This is a genomic window from Streptomyces justiciae, assembly GCF_015163075.1.
Lineage (GTDB): Bacteria > Actinomycetota > Actinomycetes > Streptomycetales > Streptomycetaceae > Streptomyces > Streptomyces justiciae.
This window is the reverse complement of record NZ_JADDXU010000001.1, coordinates 248,486-269,363: the sequence shown is the minus strand read 5'-3', so window position 1 is coordinate 269,363 and position 20,878 is coordinate 248,486. Positions and strand designations below refer to the sequence as shown.

Genomic DNA, 20,878 nt, shown 5'->3' with positions numbered 1-20,878 from the left:
TGGGGGGAAGGTCAGTTGCGTGGAGGAATGCCCAGTTGTGGGGGCTGGTCAGTTGTAGGCCGCGAACGCCTTCGAGAAGGCGTGGTCGTCCTGGACGATCGAGCTGCACGTGGCGTCGGCGTAGTTCTTGGCGCCGCCGGAGCACTGCTTGTCGCGGGTGGCGGACCACATGGAGAGCCAGCCGAGGCCCTTGGACTTGGCGAAGTTCACCAGCTGGGCGGCGTCCTCGACCTTGAAGATCTCGCTGGTGACGTCGTTGACGCCGATCATGGGTGTGACGGCTACGGCCTTCCAGGCGGCGGCGTCGGAGAGTCCGAGGACGCTCTTCACCTGGGCCTGCGTGGCCGTCGCGGCCTGCTCGGCGTAGGTGCCCATGTCGCCGCTGTAGGCGGGGCCGTAGTCCATCGCCATGATGTTGACGGTGTCGAGGGCGACGCCGTTGCTCTTGGCGTTGGACAGCAGGTTCACGCCGTCCTGGGTGAGGCCCTCGGGCATGACCGGGAGGGTGAAGGAGACGTCCAGGTCCGGGTGCTGGGCCTGGAGCTTGGCTATCGCCTTGGCGCGGTTGGTGTTCGCCGTCGTGTTGGGCAGCGCGCCGCCCTCGACGTCGAAGTCGACCTTGGTGAGGTCGTACGCGTCCACGACCTTGCCGTACGCCGCTGCCAGCGCGTCCGCCGACGAGCAGGTCGTCGCCAGCTCGCTGCCCGCCGCGCCGCCGAAGGAGACCCGGACGTCGCCGCCCTTGGCGCGCAGGGCGCCGATCTGCGCGGCGACCGCGTCGCTCGCGAGGTCGGTCACGCCGCCCCACTTCGGGGTGCAGCCGCCGCCGTCCGTGATGAAGGCGAGGTTGTAGTTCTTCACGCCGGTGGCGGTGGCGCTCGCGACCAGGTCGAAGGCCGGGTAGAGGGAGGTGTCGACGTAGGGGGCGAAGCCGGCGTTCGTGGTGGTGCCGGTGCCGGAGCTGCTCGTGGGGGTGGGAGTGGGGGTCGCCGTGGCGGTGGGCTTGCTGGTCGCGGTCGGGGTCGGGGAGGCCGTCGCCGTTTCCGTGGGGCGGCCGGTCGGTTCCGGTGTCGCGGTCGCGTCCGTGGAGCAGTCGGCGCCGTCGATACGACAACCGGTCGGCGCGCCGGTGCCGTTGACGACGAAGCCGACCGTGACGGACTCACCGGCGGCCAGGCCGTCGGTGTCCCACTTGGCCGACGTCACGGTGACGTGCTGTCCGCTCACGCTCGACTCGGCGTTCCACAGCGAACTCAGCTTCGAGCCCGACGGCAGGTCGAACTCCAGCTTCCAGTCCGGCTCGGCCGCGCCGCTGTTGTTCGTCACGACGTACTGGGCGGTGTAACCCGTCGACCAGTCACTGGTCTTGGTGTACGCGGCGCCGATCCCGGCGGCCTGGGCGGTGCCGGTGAGCAGGATCGCGCCGCCACCGACCACGGCCGCGGCGACGGCCCCGGCGATCACCTTGTTCCTGCCGCTCACCTTGCGCCGGTGCGTGCTCATGGCGTGCCTGCCTTCGTTGTTCGGGGGTGGGGTGCGGCAGCACGCTAGCGAGCCGGAAACGGGCAAAGTGCCTGTTCCGGACGGCGGTTGACGATCTTAGGGTGCGCTTAAGGATGGGATCGGGGCCGGTTAAAGGTAGAGACCAATCTGCCCGTACGACGCCGTCGCACCCGGTGTCCGCGGCGCTCGGGCACCCGCCCGTCCAGCTGGATCCAGATCCGCACCTCGGTGCCGCCGAGCACCGACGACCCGATCCGCACGTCCCCGCCGGTCTCCTCCGCGAGCCGGCGCACGATGTCCAGCCCGAGTCCGGTCGACCCCGCGCTGCCCGACCCGCGCCCACGGGCCATCGCCGCCTCGGGGTCGCGGATGCCGGGCCCCGCGTCGGAGACCAGCACGATCACCGCGTCCTCGCCGTTGTGCACGTCGACCGCGAAGGCGGTGCCCTCGGGGGTGTGCCGGAAGACGTTGCCGAGCAGGGCGTCCAGCGCGGCGGCCAGGTCGGCGCGGGCCACGGGTATCCGCACCGGCCGCTCGACGCCCGCCACCCGCACCTTGCGCCCCTCGTCCTCGGCGAGCGCCGACCAGAACGCCATCCGCTCGCGCACCACCTCGGCGGCGTCGCACCCGGCGCCCGGCCCGGCGGCCGCGGTCTGCGGCTTGGCCTCCCGCGCGGTCCGGATGATGGTGTCGACCTCCCGCTCCAACTGGGCGACCGCGGCCCTGGTCTGCTCGGCGGCGGGCCCGTCCCCGAGCGAGGCCGCGTTGAGCCGCAGCACGGTGAGCGGGGTACGGAGGCGATGGGACAGGTCGGCCGCCAACTCCCGCTCGTTGGCGAGCAGTTGAACGACCTGGTCGGCCATGGAGTTGAACGCGACCGCGGCCAGCCGCAGTTCGTCGGGCCCTTCCTCGGGCACCCGTGCGCCCAGCTTCCCCTCCCCCAGCTCATGCGCGCCCTCGACCAGCTTCTGCGCGGGCTGCACCATCCGTACGCCCAGCCGGTCGGCGACCGCGACCGAGCCGACGATCAGCGCGACGCCGACCCCGGCCAGCACCGCCCACGCCGTGGCCACGCCGTTGCTGACCTCGGCCTCGGGGACGTACACCTCGACGACCGCGATCTCGCCGGAGCTCAGCGCGACGGGCTGGAGCAGCGTGGAGCCGCCCGGCACCTCGGTGGTGGAGGCGCGACCGAGCCTGCGTACGGTCGCCACGTCGCCGTCGGCGGCACGCTGCCGCCCGATGTCGACGGCCCCGCTGTCGCCGCTCGCGGGTATGTGCACGGCCATCCCGTCCTCCGAGCCCGCGGAGGCGACGACCCGCTCCAGCTGGTCCCGGTCGGTGGTGATGGACAGGGCCGGGGCGACGGCGGCGGCCTCCCGCTCGGCGTTGGAGAAGGCGCGGTCCCGGGCCATCTCCTTGATGACGAGGCCGAGCGGGATCGCGAAGGCGACCACGACCATGGTGGTGACGGCCAGACAGACCTTGACGAGTGCCCACCTCACAGCGGCAGCCCCCCACCGGGTGGCTCCAGCTTCACGCCGACACCCCGCAGGGTGTGCAGATAGCGGGGCCTGGCCGCGGTCTCCCCCAACTTCCGGCGCAGCCAGGACAGATGGACGTCGATGGTCTGGTCGTCGCCGTAGGACTGCTGCCACACCTCGGCGAGGAGCTCCTTGCGGGGGACGACGACGCCGGGGCGGCCGGCGAGGAAGGCGAGCAGGTCGAACTCGCGGCGGGTGAGGTCCAGGCGGACGCCGTCCAGCTCGGCCTGGCGGCGCAGCGGGTCGACGGTGAGGCCGCCGACCCGCAGCACGGACTCCGGGGCCGCCTCCCCCACGACCGCCCGGGAGCGGCGCAGGACGGCGGCCATCCGCGCGGAGAGGTGCTCCACCGAGAAGGGCTTGGTCAGATAGTCGTCCGCTCCCGCGTTCAGCAGCCGGACGATCTCCGCCTCGTCGTCCCGGGCCGTGGCGATGATCACAGGCACGTCCGTGATCCCGCGCAGCATCTTCAGCGCCTCGGACCCGTCCAGGTCGGGCAGACCGAGGTCGAGGATGACGACGTCGAAACGGAAATGGGCGACCTCGCGCAGCGCCTCCAGCGCCGTACCGACACTCCGCACCGTGTGGGCGGCGTCGGTCAGATGCCGGATCAGCGCCGAGCGCACGAACTGGTCGTCCTCGACCACGAGCACACTTGCCATGCGCCGCACCGTACGCCATGCGGGCGAGCCGCATCCCGGCCTGTGGATAACTCCCCACGCATGCGGCTGCTGGTGCTCGTGAGGCAGTATGACCGGCGATGCGCAGAGGACTCGTACACGTACTGGCTTGGTCGCTCGCCACGGGCGCGGCGGTCACGTTGTCGTGGTGGGGCGTCCACACGGTGATGGCGGGCACCGCCTACGACCCGCCCCGCGCCCTGCCCATCACGGTGGCCGAGCAGACCACCCAGGAGTCGAAGCCGCTGGCGTCGTCGACGGCCCGGCCGACCCCGTCGAAGAGCCGGGCGGCACGGCAGCCGTCCCCCACACCGACCCCGTCAAAGACCCCGACGAAGTCCCCGAGCCCCTCACCCACCGCCTCGGGCGAGGTCAAGAGCTACGACACCGAGGGCGGCCGGGCGGTGTTCTCGCTCGGCAAGGACTCCGCGACGCTGGTGTCGGCGACTCCCGCCGCGGGCTGGTCGATGCAGGTGTGGAAGACGGAGACGTGGATCCGGGTGGAGTTCGCGTCCGGCGCGGACCGGGTGTCGGTGTTCTGCACGTGGCACGACAGTGCGCCGCGGGTGGAGGTCGGGACGTACTAGCGCCTTCCTACCGGAACACCGAGGGCGGTGGCGCCGGTGAGGCGACCGCTGCCGCGTCCGTGACGGGGGTCGCGCCGCCGGTGAAGTCCAGGAGCGCGCGGCCGTGTTCGAGGCGGCCGGGGTGCGGGTCGCCGGCGGCCCTGCGGGTCAGTTCGGCGATGGGCAGCGGGGTGTCGGAGGCGACGAGGACGGCGTTGCCGAAGCGTTTGCCGCGCAGGACCGTCGGGTCGGCGATCAGGGCGAGGTGCTCGAAGCGGGCGGAGGCGGTGGTGATCTGGCCGCGGAGGTGGGCGAGCGGGGGGCCGTCGGCGAGGTTGGCGGCGTAGACACCACCGGGCTTGAGGGCCCTGCGGACCTCGTCCAGGAACTCGGTGGAGGTCAGGTGGGCCGGGGTGCGCGCGCCGCTGAACACGTCGGCGATGACGAGGTCGGTCCAGCCGTCGAGCACCTTGCCGAGCCCCTCACGGGCGTCGACGGACCGCACCCGGATGCGGGCGTTCGGGTCCAACGGCAGCTCCCGTCGGACCAGTTGGACGAGGGCCGCGTCGCGCTCGACGACCTGCTGGGTGGAGCGGGGGCGGGTCGCGGCGGTGTACCGGGCGAGGGTGAGGGCGCCGCCGCCGAGATGCACGGCGTGCACCGGTTTGCCGGACGGGGCGACGAGGTCGATGACATGGCCGAGGCGGCGCTGGTACTCGAAGGTGAGCCGGGCGGGGTCGTCGAGGTCGACGTGCGACTGCGGGGCGCCGTCGATGAGCAGGGTCCAGGCCCGCGCGCGTTCCCGGTCGGGGATCAGCTCGGCGAGCCCGCCGTCGACGGGTTCCACCACGGGTTCGACGGTGGCGGCTGCACGCCGGGAGCCACGGGACCTTGCCATGGGGCCATTGTCGCAAGCCGTGCGCCACCGGGCTCGCCCAGGCCGTTCGGCGGTCGCATGCCGGGAAACAAGAAGGCCACCCACCACCTGGGGCACCGGTCGCCAGCCCTCACTGGCAGCCGTCCGCCGCCTCGATCAGCCGGGCCGCCTCCCCCAGCGCCGCCCGCAGCACCGCCGGGTCCGTCGCCAGGTCGGCCTCGCCGGGCGGCAGCAGCCAGTCCGATCCCTCCACCGGCGGCTCGGGGTTGAGCCGCAGCCCCCGCCCGTCGGTCTCCGTGCAGGTGCTGCCCGGCACGTCCCACGCGGCCGCCGTCCCCGGCGGGACCACGAAGCCGAGGGTGTCGCCGCCGTCGTCGTGCAGTACGGGCCCCACCGCGTCCCCGGCCCCTCGCCGCAGGATGTCGACCGCCTCCAGCCCCTGCCGGGTCGGCACCGTGACGAGGTCGCAGCCGACCTCCGGGACCGGTGGCTCGCTGCACTCCGTCAGCGGCGCACACACCTCGATGCTCTGGCTGGTCTCCATCCCGGCCTCCACCACGGAACCCCTCCTCGGACAAGCGGCTCGGGAGTCGGGCGGCTCCCGGTCCATGGAGTTCAACGCGCGGCGGCGTCAACGGCTACGGCACAAGTCAGCCGCAAAGGATGGCAGTTCATGGCAGATCGTGGATGAGATATCCGGTTTGTAGCCAAACACTGCGTGGCGGGTCCGATACAGCAGGTACGTTCTTGCCCGCCGGAACCAGGGTGACGACAGTGACATACCACTCAACTCGCCATGGACCCGGCATGGTTCGACGGTTCGCACGAGAGGACCCGGCCATGGCGACGTCAAAGGTGACCTCGTCCCAGTCCCCCAGGCCACCGCGGCCGAACCTCGCGTTCCGGGAGTTGCGCGGACAGCGCTCCCCGGCCGAGTTCGCCGCGGCGGTACGACGGGCCGCGCGCGAGATCGGCGAGCGGGTCAGCTGTGACGCGCGCTATGTGGGCCGGGTCGAGGCGGGCGAGATCCGCTGCCCCAACTACGCGTACGAACGGGTGTTCCTGCACATGTTCCCCGGCCGCACGCTTACCGACCTGGGCTTCGCGTCCCGGGCGTCCGTCCGCGGACGCGGGGCGCGCGCCGCCGAGGACGCGCCCCCGGCGCACGTCACGAGACCCGCGTACGCCGCGGGTGGCGCGACGGGTGAGACATGGGGGGCGTACGAGCCGTATGACACGCACGACCCGTACGAGACGCACGACAACTACGAGGAGAGCGACGTGCTACGTCGCGCATTCATGACCGGCGGGGGCGCCACCGTGGCCGTCGCCTCACTGGGCACCATCGGGCTCGCGCCCGCCGCTGCGGCGGCGGACCGGCGTGTCCGGCGCGCGGGAGCTCCCGACGCGGACGCCCTGGAAGAAGCGGTACGACGGATCCGGTTGCTGGACGACCGGCACGGCGCGGACGGCCTCTACCGGCGCGCGGCGACCCCGTTGCGCGCCGCCTACGCGCTGCTGGACGCCGGTGCGACCCGGCAGACCACCGCCGACCGGCTGCACTCGGGCGCCGGTGAACTCGCCATCTCCGTGGGCTGGCTGGCGCACGACTCGGGGCGGTTCGACGACGCGCGCTCGCACTACGCGGAGGCGCTCGCCACCGCGCGGATGACCGGTGACGCCGGTCTGGAGTCGCACGCCTTCTGCAACACGGCGTTCCTCGCGCGCGACGCGGGGCGGCCGCGGGAGGCGGTGCGGGCCGCGCAGGCCGCGCAGCGGGTCGGACGGCCGCTCGGGTCCGCCCGGCTGATGTCGCTGCTCGCGCTGCGGGAGGCGGGCGGCTGGGCGGGGCTCGCCGACCGCACCGGCTGCGAACAGGCGCTGGTCCGGGCCCAGGCCCTCTTCGAGCGAGGCCCCTCGGACGCCGACCCCGAGTGGATGAGCTTCTACGGGGAGGCCGAACTGGAGGGCCTGGAGGCGCAGTGCTGGTCGACGCTGGGCGACTGGCCGCGGGCGGCACGGCACGCGCGTCGGGCGGCACAGCTCCAGGACCCGCACTTCACCCGGAACATCGCCCTGTACACGGCCGAACTGGCCGACGACCTCGCGCGCGGGGGCCGTCCCGACGAGGCCGCGGCCGCCGGGATGCGGGTGCTGGATCTGCTGGGCCAGGTCCAGTCGTCACGGATCCAGTCGATGCTGGCGGGCACCACGCGCGTGCTGCTGCCGCACCGGCGGGCCGCAGGGGTGGGTACGTTCCTGGAGCGGCACGCTTCTCTGCCGCGTACGGCGTAGGGAGCCGGGCTAGCCCGCCAGGTGGCCCGTGTCGTTCCAGCTCTCGATCGCCGGCTCCCCGTACGCCCACCCCAGGACCGACAGCGACGTCGGGTTCAGCCTGATCCGGGCGGCGAAGTCGAGCGGCAGGCCCAGCCAACGTGCCCCTATGGAGCGCAGCATGTGACCGTGGGCGAAGATCAGGACGTCCCGGTCCGCCTCCCGGGCCCACGCCACCACCTCGTCCGCGCGGGCGGTGACCTCCGCCAGGGTCTCGCCCTCGGGGACGCCGTCGCGCCAGATGAGCCAGCCCGGGTTCACCGCCTGGATCTCGTCCGGGGTCATGCCCTCGTACGCGCCGTAGTCCCACTCGACGAGCGCTTCCCATTCGCTCGCGCGCTCGCCGAACCCGGCGAGTTCGCACGTCTCACGCGCGCGTGACAGCGGGCTGGTGCGCACCTCGACGCCCGGGAGGCCGTCGAGCGGCGGCCGGTGCAGGCGCTCGCCGAGGAGTTTGGCGCCACGCCGGCCCTCCTCCAGCAGCGGCACGTCCGTCCTGCCCGTATGTTTGCCCGCCAGAGACCATGCGGTCTGGCCGTGCCGGGCGAGCAGGATGCGCGGTGCCATGAGATGAAGGACCTTTCGAGGAAAAAACCGGGCGGGCCGCACCCATCATCGCGCACCCTGTCCGGGGGCAACCCGTCGGTCGATCTCTGCGTCCTAGAGGGCCGGGGCCCCGCGCGCGGGGTCGAACACATACACCGTAAAGTGGTAAGACCGGGCAACCGGACGCCGCAACGAGAAGGGGGAGGCGATCGGATGCCGCACGCCGAGACACCGGGCAGCGAGACGGCCCCACGTACCCGGCTGCGCTGGTGGACCGAGCTGCCGCTGATCCTCCTGGTGTACGCCTGCTACTCCGCGGGCCGCCTCCTGGCCCGGGGTGACGTCACGCACGCCGTGGACCACGGCCTGGCGATCCTGCGCGTGGAGAAGTTCCTCCGCATCAACGCCGAGCACCCGCTCAACCGGCTGTTCACCCGCGAGGCCTGGCTCGGCGTACCGGCCGACTTCTGGTACGCGTCGCTGCACTACCTGGTCACCCCGGCGATCCTGATCTGGCTGTTCCGGTCGCACGCCGTGCGCTACCGCGCCGCCCGCACCTGGCTGATGACGTCCACGTTCATCGGCCTGATCGGCTTCACCCTGCTGCCCACCTGCCCGCCCCGCCTCCTCTCCCCGGGCCACGGCTTCGTCGACACCATGGCCCAGTACAGCTCGTACGGCTGGTGGGGCGGCGAGGCGAGCGCGCCCCGCGGCATGGGCGGTATGACGAACCAGTACGCGGCCATGCCGAGCCTGCATGTGGGCTGGGCGCTGTGGTGCGGGGTCATGCTGTGGCGGTACGGCGGGACGCGTATAGCGAAGGCCGCCGGTGTCGCCTACCCGCTGATCACCACGATCGTGGTCATGGGCACCGCCAACCACTACTTCCTCGACGCCGTCGCGGGCGCCGCCGTCATGGGCGTCGGGCTGCTGATGGCGCCGCTCGTGCTGCGGGCCGCGGACGGGGTCAAGGGGCGTGTGGCGACGGTTCTCACGCCTGCCACCGCGGGCACTGAGGCCGCACAGGCCTCAATTGTCAGTGGCGGATGCCAGACTTCCGCGGGTGAGCGAATTCCACGGCAGCGCGAGTCACGGATCGGAGCGGGACCCGAGCCGAGTGCCTCTCCCACGGACGCGGGGGACGGCGCTCCGGCAGCAGCTCGCTGAGCTGCGCGGCCCCGACGTACCGGCCAAGGCGCTGGATGCCCGCGCCCTGGCCGCCCTCGCCGCGAACCCGGGCTGCAGAAGGCGCGCCATCCTCGACGGCGCGGGGGTGAACAAGGCGACGCTGGCCAGTGCGCTGGGCTCCCCTTCGGCGTTCGGGCAGTCGCAGTTCGCGCTCACCCGGGGCAACGCCTTCGAGGCGAAGGTCAAGGCCGACGGCGGCGCGGAGCTGCTCCGGCTGGTGCACGAGAAACTGGACCGCGCCGCCGAACCCCCCGCCCACGCGCGCGTGCCCGAGCTCACCGCGATCGGCCCCGAGGGCCGTACCGCCCGCACCGCGCTGGCCCTGCGCGAGGCGACCGAGGCGCGCGGCGAGTGGACGCTGCTCGACCACCCGATGCTCGCCCTCGACGTGGCGGGCTCCCCCGCCTTCCTGGAGCCGGACGCGGTGGTGGTGCACCCGGACGGCAGCTGGACGGTCGTGGAGATCAAGTCCTTCCCGATGCTGGACGGCTCCGCGGACCCGGCGAAGGTGGGCGCGGCGGCCCGGCAGGCGGCTGTGTACGTGCTGGCCCTCGAGGAGGTCGCGGCCCGCATGGAGCCCTCCCCCGAGGTACGCCACCGCGTCCTCCTCGTCTGCCCGAAGGACTTCTCCAACCTGCCCACCGCCTCCGCCGTCGACGTCCGCAAGCAGCGCGCGGTCACCGGCCGCCAACTCGCGCGCCTCACCCGCATCCAGGACATCGCCGACACGCTCCCCGAGGGCACCTGCTTCGATCCCGCGCGGCCGGCCGAGGAGCTGACGGCCGCCGTCGAGTCGGTTCCGGCGACGTACGCGCCCGAGTGCCTGGCCGCGTGCGAGCTGGCCTTCCACTGCCGCGACCGCTCCCGCGCGGCGGGCGCGGTGACGTCCCTGGGCCGGTCGGTACGGGCGGAGCTGGGCGCCCTGACCACGGTGCCGGACGTCCTGGCGGCGGCCCGCGGGGAGGCCGGCGACCCCGCCGATCCGACCGTCGTCGCCCTGCGCAGGGCCGCCGCCCTCCGCGCGGAGGCACTGGACACGGGAGCACCGGGCACAGGAGCACTGGGCACGGGCGTTTCGGGAGCGGACGTCCTGGGAGCCGCCGCATGTCGCTGATCTCCACCCTCGCCCGCCTGGAAGCCGTCAGCACCGGCCGCGCCCAGCCCGCCGCGACCGTCCGCCACCGGCACCTCGCCGACCACCCCCTGGTCTTCGTCCCGCTCACCACCGCCGGTGAGGCGGGTGCCCCGCTCGGCGCGCTCGTCGGCACCGACCGGGACGCCCCGCGCCTGCTCGTCGTACCGCAGCCGCGCGACCGCGACCTCCGGTTCCAGTTCCTGGCGGAGCTGGCGGACGTCGTCCTGCCGTACGTGGACTCCTACGCCGGGGCAGTGGAGGCCGCCGAGCGCAACGAGACCGATCCGGAGACCGGCAAGCGGGTCAAGGTCGAGGTCGAGCTGTGCGCGGACGCCCCGCAGCTGATCGTGCCGAGCCGCGCGGGCATCGACTTCGTACGGCTGCTCGGGCGCTCCATGCGCTTTCGCCGTACGGCCGAGCAGGACCCGGAGGCCCCGCACCCGGCGCCCCCGCGCGTGCCGTTGCTGGGCCGGTGGCTGACCCACTTCGGGGAGCGGGCCCGCGTCCCCGGCTCCGCCCTGCTGCTCGCCGCGACCGAGCTGCTGTCCCGGCACTGGGCGACCGGCCAGTCCACCCTGGAGGACCAGCACCTGGGCGCGCTGCTGGCCTGGATCGACCCTCCGGAGGGCATGACCGGCGCCGAGGCGGCCCTCGCGGCCGAGCTCGCCCGGGACGCCAAGGGCCAGCTGCTGCACCCTCCGGCCGGCCCGGCCACCGACCCGGCGTTCGACAACAAGCTGCTCGCGCCCGCCATCGAGCGCTACGACCGCGCGCGTACGGCGCTGGCCGCCGCCGAGGACGGCCTGGAGGCCGACGACCGGCTCGGTGAACTCACCGCCGCCGAGCGCGCGATCAGAGACCTCGTCGCGAGCCGGACCCGTCCCACCTGGGACGCTGTGTGGCGCGGCCTGGACCTTCTGCGGGAGCTGCCCGAGGGCGCGCGCGTGGAGGAGCGCTGGACCCGCGACCGCTGGTCGTTCACCTCCCACCGCGACCGGATCACCGCGGGCGAGCCCCCGCAGCCGCGCCGCGACGACGCGGTGACCGCCGCCAACAAGCTCGCCACGCGCGAGCGCGAACAGGCCCGGCTGGAGGCGCAGGAGGCCCTCGACGACCCGCTGGTGATGGCGGGTCGGCGGCTGTCCGGGGAGGCGTTCGCGGGCGAGGTCACAGATGTCGTCATGACGTACAGCGAGGGCAAGCGCCCCAGCCCGCGCCCGCTGGTCACGCTCCGTACGGACGACCGGCCGCATCTCGGGGAGCGCGTGAAGGTGTACCGCTCGCTGGGCGGCAAGCCGCAGTCGGCCGAGTTCGTCGGCTACGACGACGACTGCGTCGTGCTGCGCGTCCTCGACAAGATGGGCCGCGGCAAGGAGCCCGAGGCGGGGTCCGTGCCCGAGAAGGGCGACCGGCTCTGCTTCACGCTCTTCGAGCACGAGCAGCGGGGCGGCGCGAAGCTCCCCGACCCGGAGGACACCCCGTGGACGCACGGCGGGCCGCCCGGTGAGGCCACCCATGAAGCCGCCGACCCGCTGACCGCGGAGGACGTCCTGTGACCACCGTCTCCGAGCTCTTCGACCCCGGTACGGCGGCCGCGCGGGCCACCGACGCGATCCTCCGCGACACGCTGCACGGCGAGGCGCGCGGTGTCGTCGTCGACTCCCCGCCCGGCGCCGGCAAGTCCACGCTGGTCGTCCGCGCGGCCCTCGAACTGGCCGACGCCGGACGCCCGCTGATGGTCGTCGCGCAGACCAACGCCCAGGTCGACGACCTGGTCCTCAGGCTCGCCGAGAAGAACCCCGAGCTGCCGGTGGGGCGGCTGCACAGCAGTGACGCCGACGCGTACGACAAGGCGCTGGACGAGCTGCCGAACGTACGCAAGTCGGCGAAGGCGGCGGAGCTGACCGGACTGCCGATCACGATCTCCACGGCCGCCAAGTGGGCGCACGTGAAGGTGGACGAGCCGTGGGAGCACGCGATCGTCGACGAGGCGTACCAGATGCGCTCGGACTCCCTGCTGGCCGTCGCGGGCCTGTTCCAGCGGGCGCTGTTCGTCGGCGACCCCGGCCAGCTGGACCCGTTCGCGATCGTGGGCAGCGAGCAGTGGGCGGGCCTGTCGTACGACCCCTCGGCGTCCGCGGTCACGACCCTCCTCGCGCACAACCCGGAGCTCCCCCAGCACCGCCTCCCGGTGTCCTGGCGGCTCCCGGCCTCGGCCGCGCCCCTGGTCTCGGCGGCGTTCTACCCGTACACCCAGTTCCGCAGCGGCACCGACCACGGCGACCGCGCCCTGTCCTTCGCGGTCCCCTCGGACGGCTCGGGCCCCGACCGGGTCATCGACGAGGCCGCGGAATCCGGCTGGGGCCTCCTGGAACTGCCCGCCCGGCACACCCCGCGCACCGACCCGGAGGCGGTGCGGGCGGTCGCGACGGTCGTACGACGCCTGCTGGACCGGGGCGGCGCGGCGACCTCGGAACGCTCCCCCGACCCCGCTCCCCTCACCGCCGACCGCATCGCAGTGGGCACCGCCCACCGCGACCAGGCCGCGGCGATCCGCGCGGCGCTGGCCGACCTGGGCGTCACGGACGTCACCGTCGACACGGCGAACCGTCTCCAGGGCCGCGAGTACGACGTCACGGTCGTCCTGCACCCCCTGTCCGGCCGCCCCGACGCCACGGCCTTCCACCTGGAGACGGGCCGCCTCTGCGTCCTCGCCTCCCGCCACCGGCACGCGTGCATCGTGGTCTGCCGGGCGGGCGTGGGCGACCTCCTGGACGACTATCCGTCGACGGAGCCGGTGCAGCTGGGGACGCTCGTGAAGTTCCCGGACGGCTGGGAGGCGAACCACGCGGTGCTGGCGCACCTGGCGGAGCACCGGGTGGGCTTCGAGCCCTGACCCTTACGGGCCCCTTGCGCGGGCGCGCGACAATGGACGGTGGCCCGCTTCCCCGACGGAGGGGGCATCAGCGACGTACGAGGAGGAGAAGACATGGCGGAGCCCACGCCGCGTCGGAACGAACCGCGGCTACGCCCCGCGCCCCTGCTCTTCGAGCCCGCGCAGGCGGCCGCCGACCCGGAGCACTTCTTCGACCTGGAGTCCATCGACGACCCCAGGGCGCTGCTGGCCCGGGCGACGGAGCTGACGCTTGCCTTCCGTGCGGCGACGGACCGTGCCGTGGAGTTCCAGGCGATCGCCGCGGCCCAGCTGGCCGACCCCCGCCGTTTCGACCGGCTCACGCCGGCGGACATCGCGGAGCGGGCCGAGTGGACCGAGGACTATGCCAAGAAGATGGTCGAGTTCGGGCGGGACCTGATGCGCGGGACCGCCGAGGGCGCGGCGGAGAAGGGGCTCGCCGACCCGGCGTGAACCCACCCCGCGCTCTGGCATATGCCAGACGGGCAAGATCCGGGCAAGATACCCCTTCCCACCCCCTCCTGTCCCGATTTCCGGCAACCGTCAGAAACGGAACGCTCACGCCCGGTACATCTGGATGCATGAGCGACACACGCATCGAGCCGTTCTCCGATCGTTCCGACGTCTGCGGGGTCACTGCGGACGGTGCGGCCTGGCTCGCCTCGGCAGGAACGTATCCGCGGAGCACGCTCGCCCTCTGGGAGGAGTGCCCGGACGCCCCGGTGGTCCTGCCGTGCGGCGCCGCGTTCGACGTCGTGAGCGCGCCCGCCATCTTCGGGCGCCGGATGCTCGACCGGTTATGGGGCGACGGGCCGGGCTCGGGGCCGGTGGCGATGTTCCGAGGCCGGATGCTGCTGTTCGCGGCGCCGGGTACCGCGCATCGACTGCCGTCGCTGTTGCAGTGGGAGGAGTGTGGCCGCACGGGCGCGATCCCGCCGTTGCTCTGCCACGGCAACGGCGACGCGGTGACGCTTCCCGCGCCCCTGCCGACACGCGCCGCGCCGACCCCGTTCGACAGCCGCTGGCTGGTCGCCCCGGACACCCGTCACCCCTGGTTGCCGGGCCCCGAGATCCTGCTCTGGGCGGCCGTACGGGCGGCACGCGCGGCCGTGCGGATATCGATTTTTCCCCCAGCCGATCAGGATGCTAAGGTCTACGACGTCAGCAGGCGCCGCTAGCTCAGTTGGTTAGAGCAGCTGACTCTTAATCAGCGGGTCCGGGGTTCGAGTCCCTGGCGGCGCACGTTGTCGATGGCGAGGCATGTTCGCGGAACACGCGAACCGGTCTCGCCATCGTTGTTTTCTGCGCGGCTGCGCCGCGCGTTGCGGGGGCTCCGCCACCCGCACCCCCTTTCCCCGGCGTGCAGGTGGCCGTAGGCCCGACAGGTCACCCCGGCGTGATCTTCACCGTCCACGCCCCGGAGACCGTCCGGCCCTCCACCTTCACCCGTACGTCGTCCCCCGGCACCGTGAAGCTCTCGCCCAGGGCGACCGGGGCGTCCGCCAGGGGTGGGTAGACCGAGCCCTCCCAGCAGGCCTCCGTGTGCGGGTGGGCGTCGATGACCTGGATCGGGCCGCCGCCGGACGCGGCGCCGGCGCGTACCCGGTAGACCAGGACCCCTTCCTTGCAGGTCCCGGCGTCGTTGCCGGCCGGGCCGCGGGCCTCGAAGGCGAGGGCGGTCTCGGGACCGGTGCGGACCACCGCCAGCTTGGTGCCGCGTCCGAGGCCGAAGGCGGACCGGCCCGCGACCGGCGTCCCCGGCCCGGCCCCCAGCGGTTCCAGCGTCAGCCGCGTCGGCTTGCCCACGCACGCCACCTGCCGCGGCTCCAGCCACCCCAGCTTCCACTTGTGCCAGCCGAACAGGTCGGGCGCCAGCCCGAACTGGCTGCCCATCAGGTCCCAGTCGCCGACGTAGGTGTCCCAGTCGCCCTTGCCGTCGACCGGGCGGTGGTAGAGGTCGGGGAGGTCGAAGACGTGGCCGGTCTCGTGGGCCAGGACCAGCCGGTCCGGCGGATGCTGTTCGAACACCGTGACGATCCGGCGGATGTCCGTGCCGTCGGCCCGCATCGGGGCGTCCAGGTTGACGACCTTCGTGGCGTCCGAGTCCACGCCGGGCGCGTCCGGATCGGCCACGAAGTACACGACGTCGTAGCGGGAGAAGTCCACCTGCCCGTCCGCCGCGGCCAGCGCGTCGCGCAGATAGGCGGCGCGATGCGACGCGTCCCAGTCACGCTCTATGACGTACGACGTCGACGGCTGCGGCATCCGGATCCAGTTCCGCAGCGGATGCGGGCGCAGCGTGAACCTGCCGTAGGAGGCCTGTTCGAAGAAGCGGCTGGTCGCGGGGAAGTGGTCGGCGGCGAGCTGGTCGGGGGTGGTGCGCGGGGTCGCGTCCGGGAAGGACAGGAACACCATCACCGCGTCCAGGGCGCGGGTGGGCCGCGGGTAGGCGGCGTTCCAGGTGTCGAGGCCCTCGGAGTGGTGCGCCTCGGTGCGGGTGAGCGCGCAGGCGGCCGCGGAGAACGGCTCGGCGACCGAGGGGCCGGTGATGAGGGAGGTGGCGGCCAGCGCCGACATCGTGGTGAACACGGCCGCGGTGCTGCGCAGTCGGGGGCGCGGGAAGAGGCGCGGCACGGGGACCTCCGGATGCGGTTCACGGGACACCGCACCCAGCCTGTGTGAGATTGTCGTACTACGCCCTGTTTGTCTGCACCAGAAGAGTGAGTCAGCCGAAGAACCGTCAGAATCGACACCCCGAATCGCTCACGGAACGTCACACCTGGTCGGGCGGCTCAACAAGCCGTCCAGGTGCGGGCAGAAACGATCTGTCAGAAGGGCCCGTTGTTCCGGGACACTGGACGGTGGCTGGAAGGGCTGGGGGCCAGCCTCTATGATCGGCACACTTTCCTGCACGGACAGAGATCGAGTGCACTGCGGGAGCGAACGGTGAGCGGAACCTCCGAAGGGCCGGCGCCCGCGACAGACCTCGACCGGGCAGCCGTCACAGACAGTGACTTCAACACGTCTTCTCGTACCGATTCCCATGCGTACCGGTCGGCCTTCGCGGCCGCGCCGCTCGCCATGGCCGTCGTCGACCGCGAGGGGCTGGTCGTCAGCGCCAACGGCACCCTCGGCGAACTCCTCGGCTGCGCGCCCGAGGCGCTCGTCGGGCGGATCGCCGCCGATCTGGTGGACCTGGCCTCCGACGCCCGTACCTGGCACGCCTACCAGGAGGTGCTGCGCGGCCGGCAGGCCCGGCTGCGCTGCACCCGGCGGCTGAAGAACCCCGACGGCCAGTACCTGTGGACGCAGGTCACCGTCGCGCCGCTGGGCACGGGTGAGCCCGGGGTGCTGCTGTCGGTCGCCGACGTCAGCTCCCAGCGTGAACTCCAGGCCCGGCTGCGGCACTTGCAGATGCACGACCCGGTGACCCGGCTGCCCAACCGCACGCTGTTCTTCGAGCGGCTGTCGGCCGCGCTGGAGGCGGAGGCGTACGAGCAGGGCGGCACCGGCCGGATCGGCCTGTGCTATCTGGACCTCGACGGCTTCAAGGCCGTCAACGACACCCTCGGCCACCGGGTCGGCGACCGTCTGCTGGCCGCCGTCGCGGAGCGGCTGACGCGGTGCGCGGACGAGGCGGGCCTCACCAGAGGCAGCGCGCCGCTGGTGGCCAGACTCGGCGGCGACGAGTTCGCGCTGCTCGTCGAGGACTCCACCGGCACCGACCAACTCGCCGATCTCGCCGAGGCGGTGCTCAAGGCGGTGCAGAGCCCCTTCGACATCGCCGGGCACCGGCTGTCGGTCTCCGCGTCGATCGGCGTCGTCGAGCGGCACGCGGCGGGGACCACCCCCACGGCCCTCGTGCAGGCCGCTGACACGACGCTGTACTGGGCGAAGGCCGACGGCAAGTCCCGCTGGACGCTGTTCGATCCGGAGCGCAACGCCCACCGCATGACCCGCCAGGCCCTCGCCTCCACCCTCCGACCGGCCATCGAGCGCGGCGAGTTCACGCTCGAGTACCAGCCGCTGGTCGGCATGGAGGACGGGCGGCTGCGGGGCGTGGAGGCGCTGGTGCGCTGGAACCACCCGCAGTTCGGGATGCTGACGCCGAATCGGTTCATCGGACTGGCCGAGGAGGACGGCTCGATCGTGCCGCTGGGGCGCTGGGTGCTGGCGACCGCCTGCCGCCAGGCCCGGCAGTGGCAGCTCGACCACCCGGGCGAGCCGCCGATCTTCGTCAGCGTCAACGTCGCCGTCCGTCAGGTGTGGGACTCCGACCTGGTCGCGGACGTGGCGGACATCCTCGCGGAGACGGGCCTGGCGCCGGGGCTGCTGCAACTGGAGCTGACGGAATCCGCGGTGATGGGCTCGGCGGGCCGCCCCCTCCAGGCGTTGCAAGCGCTCAGCGACATGGGTGTCCACATCGCCATCGACGACTTCGGCACCGGCTACTCCAACCTCGCCTACCTCAGCCGGCTGCCGGTCGCCGTCCTGAAGCTGGACGGGTCCTTCGTCCGGGGCTTCCAGTACGAGGGGACGGGCGCCCCGCCCAACCCGGCCGACGAGGTCGTCGTCGAGGCGATGATCCAGCTCGCCCACCGGCTGGGGCTGACCGTCACCGCGGAGTGCGTGGAGACGTCCGCGCAGGCTTCCCGCCTGCGGCGGATCGGGTGCGACACCGGCCAGGGGTGGCTGTACTCGCGGCCGGTGTCGCCGGATCGTATCTCCGAGCTGATGGCGGGTCAGGCGGTCGGCAAACCGTAGCCGCCGGGCCTGGTCAGGCTGTCGGCAAACCCTAGGGACCGCCGCCCCGGCCTCAGGCCGTCGGCAAGCCGTACGCGTCCGCGATCAGTTCGTACGAGCGCAGCCGCAGCGCTCCGCTGTGGGCGTGGGACGTGATCATCAGCTCGTCGGCGCCGGTGCGCTTCTGGAGGTCGTCGAGGCCGGCGCGGACCTCGTCGGCGGTGCCGTGGATGACGTTGGAGTTCCAGGACGTGATGAAGTCACGTTCCACGGGGCTGAACTCGTAGGCCTCCGCCTCCTCGGGGGTGGGGACGAGGCCGGGGCGGCCGGTGCGCAGCCGGATCATGTTGAGGCTCGCGGCGAGCACCTGGCGGCGGGCCTCCTTCTCGTCGTCGGTGGCGAGGGCGGAGACGCCGATGAGGGCGTAGGGCTCGGCGAGGATCTCGCTCGGGCGGAAGGTCTCGCGGTAGAGGTCCAGGGCCGGGATGGTGTTCTGGGCCGAGAAGTGGTGGGCGAAGGCGAAGGGCAGGCCGAGGTCGGCGGCGAGGCGGGCGCTGAAGCCGGAGGAGCCGAGCAGCCAGATCGGCGGGCGGTGCGGGGACTGGACGCCACCGGGGGACGTCGACTGGATCGGGCCGGGGACCGCGTGGATACGGCGGTAGGGGTGGCCGTCCGGGAAGTCGTCGTCGAGGAAGCGGGTCAGCTCGGCGAGCTGCTCGGGGAAGTCGTCGGCGCCCTCGTTGAGCCGGTCGGTGCGGCGCAGGGCGGCGGCGGTGGCGCCGTCGGTGCCCGGGGCGCGGCCGAGGCCGAGGTCGACCCTTCCGGGGGCCAGCGCCTCCAGGGTGCCGAACTGCTCCGCGATGACCAGCGGGGCGTGGTTGGGCAGCATGACGCCGCCCGAGCCGAGGCGGATGCGCTCGGTGTGGGCGGCGAGGTGGGCCAGGATCACGGCGGGGGACGACGAGGCCACGCCGGGCATGGAGTGGTGCTCGGCGACCCAGTACCGGTGGAAGCCGCGCGACTCCGTCAGCTTGGCGAGCTCGACGCCGGTGCGCAGGGCCTCGGTGGCGGTGTGCCCGGCGCCCACCGTGACCAGGTCCAGTACGGAGAGGGGGACGGGGGCGGTTCCGTGTGCGGTGCCCCGGGTCTCGTCTGACGTCACGGTGTGTGCCTCCTGCTTCCGGCCGTGCGCTGTCCGTCCGGCGTTAACAGGAGGCGGGCTCCGCTTTATTCCCGACGGGCCCGGCAAGGTCCGGCCGCCTCCCCGCCGAGCCCGGCGCTCACACCTGCACGATCGGCTCCTTCGTGAACAGTGCCCCCAGCCTCGGGGCGTTCACGCGGCGGTCTGCCAGGCGGAGGCCCTCCCAGACCGTGACCTGGTTGGCGGTGAGGATCGGCTTGCCGAGTTCCTTCTCCAGGGCGGGGATGTGGGCGACCGTGTGCAGGGCCGTGTCGGGGAGGAGGAGGGCGTCCGCGTCCGGGGAGTCGGCCTGCCGCGCCAGGGCGAAGACCTCCGCCTCGCCCCAGGTGCCGACCTCGGCCGCCGTGATGATCCCGGCGCCCTTGACCCCGGTCACCTCCAGGCCGCCGGCCCGCAGGAAGGCCGCGAAGAGGTCCGCCACGTCGTCCGGGTACGTCGCCCCGATCGCGACCCGGCCGGCCTTGATCTCCTGGGCCGCGTGCACGAAGGCGAAAGACGTCGAGGAGGCCGGCATGCCGGCTGCCCGGGCCAGGGCGCGGACCTGGTCGTGGGCGCCTTCCCAGCCGCGGACGAAGCTGCCGCTGGTGCACGCCCACACGACGGACTCGGCGCCCGCCATGCGCAGCTCCTCGACGCCGGCCGCGAGGCGTTCGGGCGAGCCCATCTCCAGCAGGGCGTCCTCGCGGTGGGCGTCCTCGCCGATGTCGGTGTGCACCACGTCGACCCGGATGTCGCTGCCCAGGAGCTGCTCGATGCGTGGATAGTCGTCCTCGGCGGAGTGGCCCGGGTAGAGGAGTCCGAGTGCGGTCATGTCCAGCCTTCCTGCTGCTGTTCTTCGTCGGGCAGTACCGGTCGCAGGGGGCCCGGGCGCGCCGCCGGATCGATCAGCGCCTGATAGGGCCCCATCGCCCGGGTACCCAGCCGGCGCAGCGCCGCCCACATCGTCACCTGGTTGGCCGAGATCACCGGCAGCCGCAGTTCCGCCTCCAGTTGCGGGATGACGTCGTACGTCGGGAGGTTGGTGCAGCTGATGAACAGGGCGTCGGCGTCCCGGCGTACCGCCTTGTGCGCCATGGCGACCACCTCGCGGTACGGCACCTTCCAGATGTGCCTGGTCAGGCCCATGAAGGCGCAGCCGGTGACGGTGACGCCCGCCTCCGCGACGTACTCCTCCAGTGAGCGGGTGACCGACACGGTGTACGGCGTCACCAGGGCCAGCCGGCGTATGCCCAGCTCGGTGAGGGCTTCGAGGAGGGCCCCCGACGTGGTGAGGGACGGGACCGCGCCCGCCCTCGTCATCGCCTCGCACATCGCGCGTTCGCCCGCGATGCCGCCGACGAAGCTGCCGGAGGTGCAGGCGTAGGCGACGACCTCGGGGGTGATGGCGTGCAGGGTGCGGACGGCGTCGTGCAGCGTCTCGTGCTCGCTGACGAGGCGGGCCAGGTCGAGGCTGACCTCGACGGGCACGTACGGCGTCCGGGTCAGATGGAGCGAGATCTCGTCCGGGACCCAGCGCCACAGCTCGCGGTCCAGGGCGAAGTCGAAGGGTGCCACGACGCCGACACCGCGCTGGGGGCGCGGTCCGCCGAGAAATGAGAGGTCCATGGCAGGCACCGGCCTCACCGGGAGAGACAGGGGGACAACGGA

At 72.9% G+C, this 20,878-nt stretch carries 19 protein-coding genes and 1 tRNA gene; 10 read left to right on the top strand and 10 right to left on the bottom strand.

What is annotated here, in order from left to right:
* Positions 1-48 precede the first annotated feature (48 nt).
* The 3 genes from IQ210_RS01255 to IQ210_RS01245 form a co-directional block, all read right to left on the bottom strand.
* Positions 49-1,503 (bottom strand): glycoside hydrolase family 18 protein, encoded by a 1,455-nt coding sequence (locus IQ210_RS01255; RefSeq protein ID WP_194075800.1) that lies wholly within the window; start codon positions 1,501-1,503, stop codon positions 49-51.
* Positions 1,504-1,610: 107 nt separating this feature from the next.
* A complete protein-coding gene (locus IQ210_RS01250) occupies positions 1,611-3,008 on the bottom strand; it encodes a HAMP domain-containing sensor histidine kinase (protein ID WP_194075798.1) in 1,398 nt (465 codons plus the stop codon).
* Complete coding sequence (locus IQ210_RS01245) at positions 3,005-3,709, bottom strand: response regulator transcription factor (protein WP_194075796.1); 705 nt, start codon at positions 3,707-3,709, stop codon at positions 3,005-3,007. Before IQ210_RS01245 ends, IQ210_RS01250 begins: the two co-directional genes overlap by 4 nt.
* 98 nt (positions 3,710-3,807) lie before the next feature.
* Here IQ210_RS01245 and IQ210_RS01240 point away from each other — a divergent pair, with 98 nt between their 5' ends.
* Entirely contained in the window at positions 3,808-4,314 is a 507-nt protein-coding gene (locus IQ210_RS01240; RefSeq protein WP_194075794.1) for a hypothetical protein, read from the top strand.
* A 7-nt stretch (positions 4,315-4,321) separates the two neighbouring features.
* Here IQ210_RS01240 and IQ210_RS01235 read toward each other — a convergent pair whose 3' ends face one another.
* On the bottom strand, positions 4,322-5,191 hold the full coding sequence (locus IQ210_RS01235) for a spermidine synthase (RefSeq protein ID WP_194075791.1): 870 nt from the start codon (positions 5,189-5,191) through the stop codon (positions 4,322-4,324).
* Between the two features lie 109 nt (positions 5,192-5,300).
* On the bottom strand, positions 5,301-5,714 hold the full coding sequence (locus IQ210_RS01230; protein ID WP_194077025.1) for a hypothetical protein: 414 nt from the start codon (positions 5,712-5,714) through the stop codon (positions 5,301-5,303).
* 296 nt (positions 5,715-6,010) lie between these two features.
* Here IQ210_RS01230 and IQ210_RS01225 point away from each other — a divergent pair, with 296 nt between their 5' ends.
* The gene (locus IQ210_RS01225) at positions 6,011-7,465 is read left to right on the top strand and encodes a hypothetical protein (RefSeq protein ID WP_194075789.1); all 1,455 of its coding nucleotides are present in this window, start codon (positions 6,011-6,013) and stop codon (positions 7,463-7,465) included.
* A gap of 9 nt (positions 7,466-7,474) precedes the next feature.
* Here IQ210_RS01225 and IQ210_RS01220 read toward each other — a convergent pair whose 3' ends face one another.
* A complete protein-coding gene (locus tag IQ210_RS01220) occupies positions 7,475-8,071 on the bottom strand; it encodes a histidine phosphatase family protein (RefSeq protein WP_194075787.1) in 597 nt (198 codons plus the stop codon).
* A 3-nt stretch (positions 8,072-8,074) separates the two neighbouring features.
* Here IQ210_RS01220 and IQ210_RS01215 point away from each other — a divergent pair, with 3 nt between their 5' ends.
* The 7 genes from IQ210_RS01215 to IQ210_RS01185 all read left to right on the top strand — a co-directional run bounded on the left by IQ210_RS01215 (position 8,075) and on the right by IQ210_RS01185 (position 14,529).
* Complete coding sequence (locus tag IQ210_RS01215; protein ID WP_407699677.1) at positions 8,075-9,217, top strand: phosphatase PAP2 family protein; 1,143 nt, start codon at positions 8,075-8,077, stop codon at positions 9,215-9,217.
* Complete coding sequence (locus IQ210_RS01210; RefSeq protein WP_322656292.1) at positions 9,168-10,352, top strand: hypothetical protein; 1,185 nt, start codon at positions 9,168-9,170, stop codon at positions 10,350-10,352. Before IQ210_RS01215 ends, IQ210_RS01210 begins: the two co-directional genes overlap by 50 nt.
* Positions 10,343-11,929, top strand: a complete 1,587-nt coding sequence (locus IQ210_RS01205; protein ID WP_194075782.1) for a hypothetical protein — start codon at positions 10,343-10,345, stop codon at positions 11,927-11,929. The genes IQ210_RS01210 and IQ210_RS01205 overlap by 10 nt, the downstream gene beginning before the upstream one ends.
* Entirely contained in the window at positions 11,926-13,269 is a 1,344-nt protein-coding gene (locus IQ210_RS01200; protein ID WP_194075780.1) for an AAA domain-containing protein, read from the top strand. Before IQ210_RS01205 ends, IQ210_RS01200 begins: the two co-directional genes overlap by 4 nt.
* A gap of 93 nt (positions 13,270-13,362) precedes the next feature.
* The gene (locus IQ210_RS01195) at positions 13,363-13,740 is read left to right on the top strand and encodes a hypothetical protein (RefSeq protein WP_194075778.1); all 378 of its coding nucleotides are present in this window, start codon (positions 13,363-13,365) and stop codon (positions 13,738-13,740) included.
* 128 nt (positions 13,741-13,868) lie between these two features.
* Positions 13,869-14,465: a bifunctional DNA primase/polymerase gene (locus IQ210_RS01190; protein WP_194075776.1), complete on the top strand. Its 597-nt coding sequence runs from the start codon at positions 13,869-13,871 to the stop codon at positions 14,463-14,465.
* Positions 14,456-14,529, top strand: a tRNA-Lys gene (locus IQ210_RS01185). The genes IQ210_RS01190 and IQ210_RS01185 overlap by 10 nt, the downstream gene beginning before the upstream one ends.
* 144 nt (positions 14,530-14,673) lie before the next feature.
* On the opposite strand, the gene IQ210_RS01180 is transcribed toward IQ210_RS01185, so the two are convergent.
* Positions 14,674-15,921, bottom strand: coding sequence for a M6 family metalloprotease domain-containing protein (locus IQ210_RS01180; RefSeq protein WP_194077023.1), 1,248 nt, complete (start codon positions 15,919-15,921; stop codon positions 14,674-14,676).
* 312 nt (positions 15,922-16,233) lie between these two features.
* On the opposite strand from IQ210_RS01180, the gene IQ210_RS01175 reads away from it, so the two are divergent.
* Positions 16,234-18,051 carry a putative bifunctional diguanylate cyclase/phosphodiesterase gene (locus IQ210_RS01175; protein WP_194075774.1) on the top strand — a complete coding sequence of 606 codons (1,818 nt, stop codon included), beginning with the start codon at positions 16,234-16,236 and terminating at the stop codon, positions 18,049-18,051.
* 52 nt (positions 18,052-18,103) lie between these two features.
* Here IQ210_RS01175 and IQ210_RS01170 read toward each other — a convergent pair whose 3' ends face one another.
* The 3 genes from IQ210_RS01170 to IQ210_RS01160 all read right to left on the bottom strand — a co-directional run bounded on the left by IQ210_RS01170 (position 18,104) and on the right by IQ210_RS01160 (position 20,836).
* Entirely contained in the window at positions 18,104-19,192 is a 1,089-nt protein-coding gene (locus tag IQ210_RS01170; protein WP_194075772.1) for an LLM class flavin-dependent oxidoreductase, read from the bottom strand.
* A gap of 118 nt (positions 19,193-19,310) precedes the next feature.
* Complete coding sequence (locus IQ210_RS01165) at positions 19,311-20,042, bottom strand: maleate cis-trans isomerase family protein (protein WP_194075762.1); 732 nt, start codon at positions 20,040-20,042, stop codon at positions 19,311-19,313.
* Positions 20,039-20,836: a maleate cis-trans isomerase family protein gene (locus IQ210_RS01160; RefSeq protein WP_194075760.1), complete on the bottom strand. Its 798-nt coding sequence runs from the start codon at positions 20,834-20,836 to the stop codon at positions 20,039-20,041. The genes IQ210_RS01165 and IQ210_RS01160 overlap by 4 nt, the downstream gene beginning before the upstream one ends.
* Positions 20,837-20,878: the final 42 nt, after the last annotated feature.

Coding starts and splice junctions, on each gene's coding strand:
- IQ210_RS01255 (WP_194075800.1), bottom strand. CDS start 1,503: ATGAGCACGCACCGGCGCAAGGTGAGCGGCAGGAACAAGGTGATCGCC.
- IQ210_RS01245 (WP_194075796.1), bottom strand. CDS start 3,709: ATGGCAAGTGTGCTCGTGGTCGAGGACGACCAGTTCGTGCGCTCGGCG.
- IQ210_RS01240 (WP_194075794.1), top strand. CDS start 3,808: ATGCGCAGAGGACTCGTACACGTACTGGCTTGGTCGCTCGCCACGGGC.
- IQ210_RS01235 (WP_194075791.1), bottom strand. CDS start 5,191: ATGGCAAGGTCCCGTGGCTCCCGGCGTGCAGCCGCCACCGTCGAACCC.
- IQ210_RS01230 (WP_194077025.1), bottom strand. CDS start 5,714: ATGGAGACCAGCCAGAGCATCGAGGTGTGTGCGCCGCTGACGGAGTGC.
- IQ210_RS01225 (WP_194075789.1), top strand. CDS start 6,011: ATGGCGACGTCAAAGGTGACCTCGTCCCAGTCCCCCAGGCCACCGCGG.
- IQ210_RS01220 (WP_194075787.1), bottom strand. CDS start 8,071: ATGGCACCGCGCATCCTGCTCGCCCGGCACGGCCAGACCGCATGGTCT.
- IQ210_RS01215 (WP_407699677.1), top strand. CDS start 8,075: ATGAAGGACCTTTCGAGGAAAAAACCGGGCGGGCCGCACCCATCATCG.
- IQ210_RS01205 (WP_194075782.1), top strand. CDS start 10,343: ATGTCGCTGATCTCCACCCTCGCCCGCCTGGAAGCCGTCAGCACCGGC.
- IQ210_RS01195 (WP_194075778.1), top strand. CDS start 13,363: ATGGCGGAGCCCACGCCGCGTCGGAACGAACCGCGGCTACGCCCCGCG.
- IQ210_RS01190 (WP_194075776.1), top strand. CDS start 13,869: ATGAGCGACACACGCATCGAGCCGTTCTCCGATCGTTCCGACGTCTGC.
- IQ210_RS01165 (WP_194075762.1), bottom strand. CDS start 20,042: ATGACCGCACTCGGACTCCTCTACCCGGGCCACTCCGCCGAGGACGAC.
- IQ210_RS01160 (WP_194075760.1), bottom strand. CDS start 20,836: ATGGACCTCTCATTTCTCGGCGGACCGCGCCCCCAGCGCGGTGTCGGC.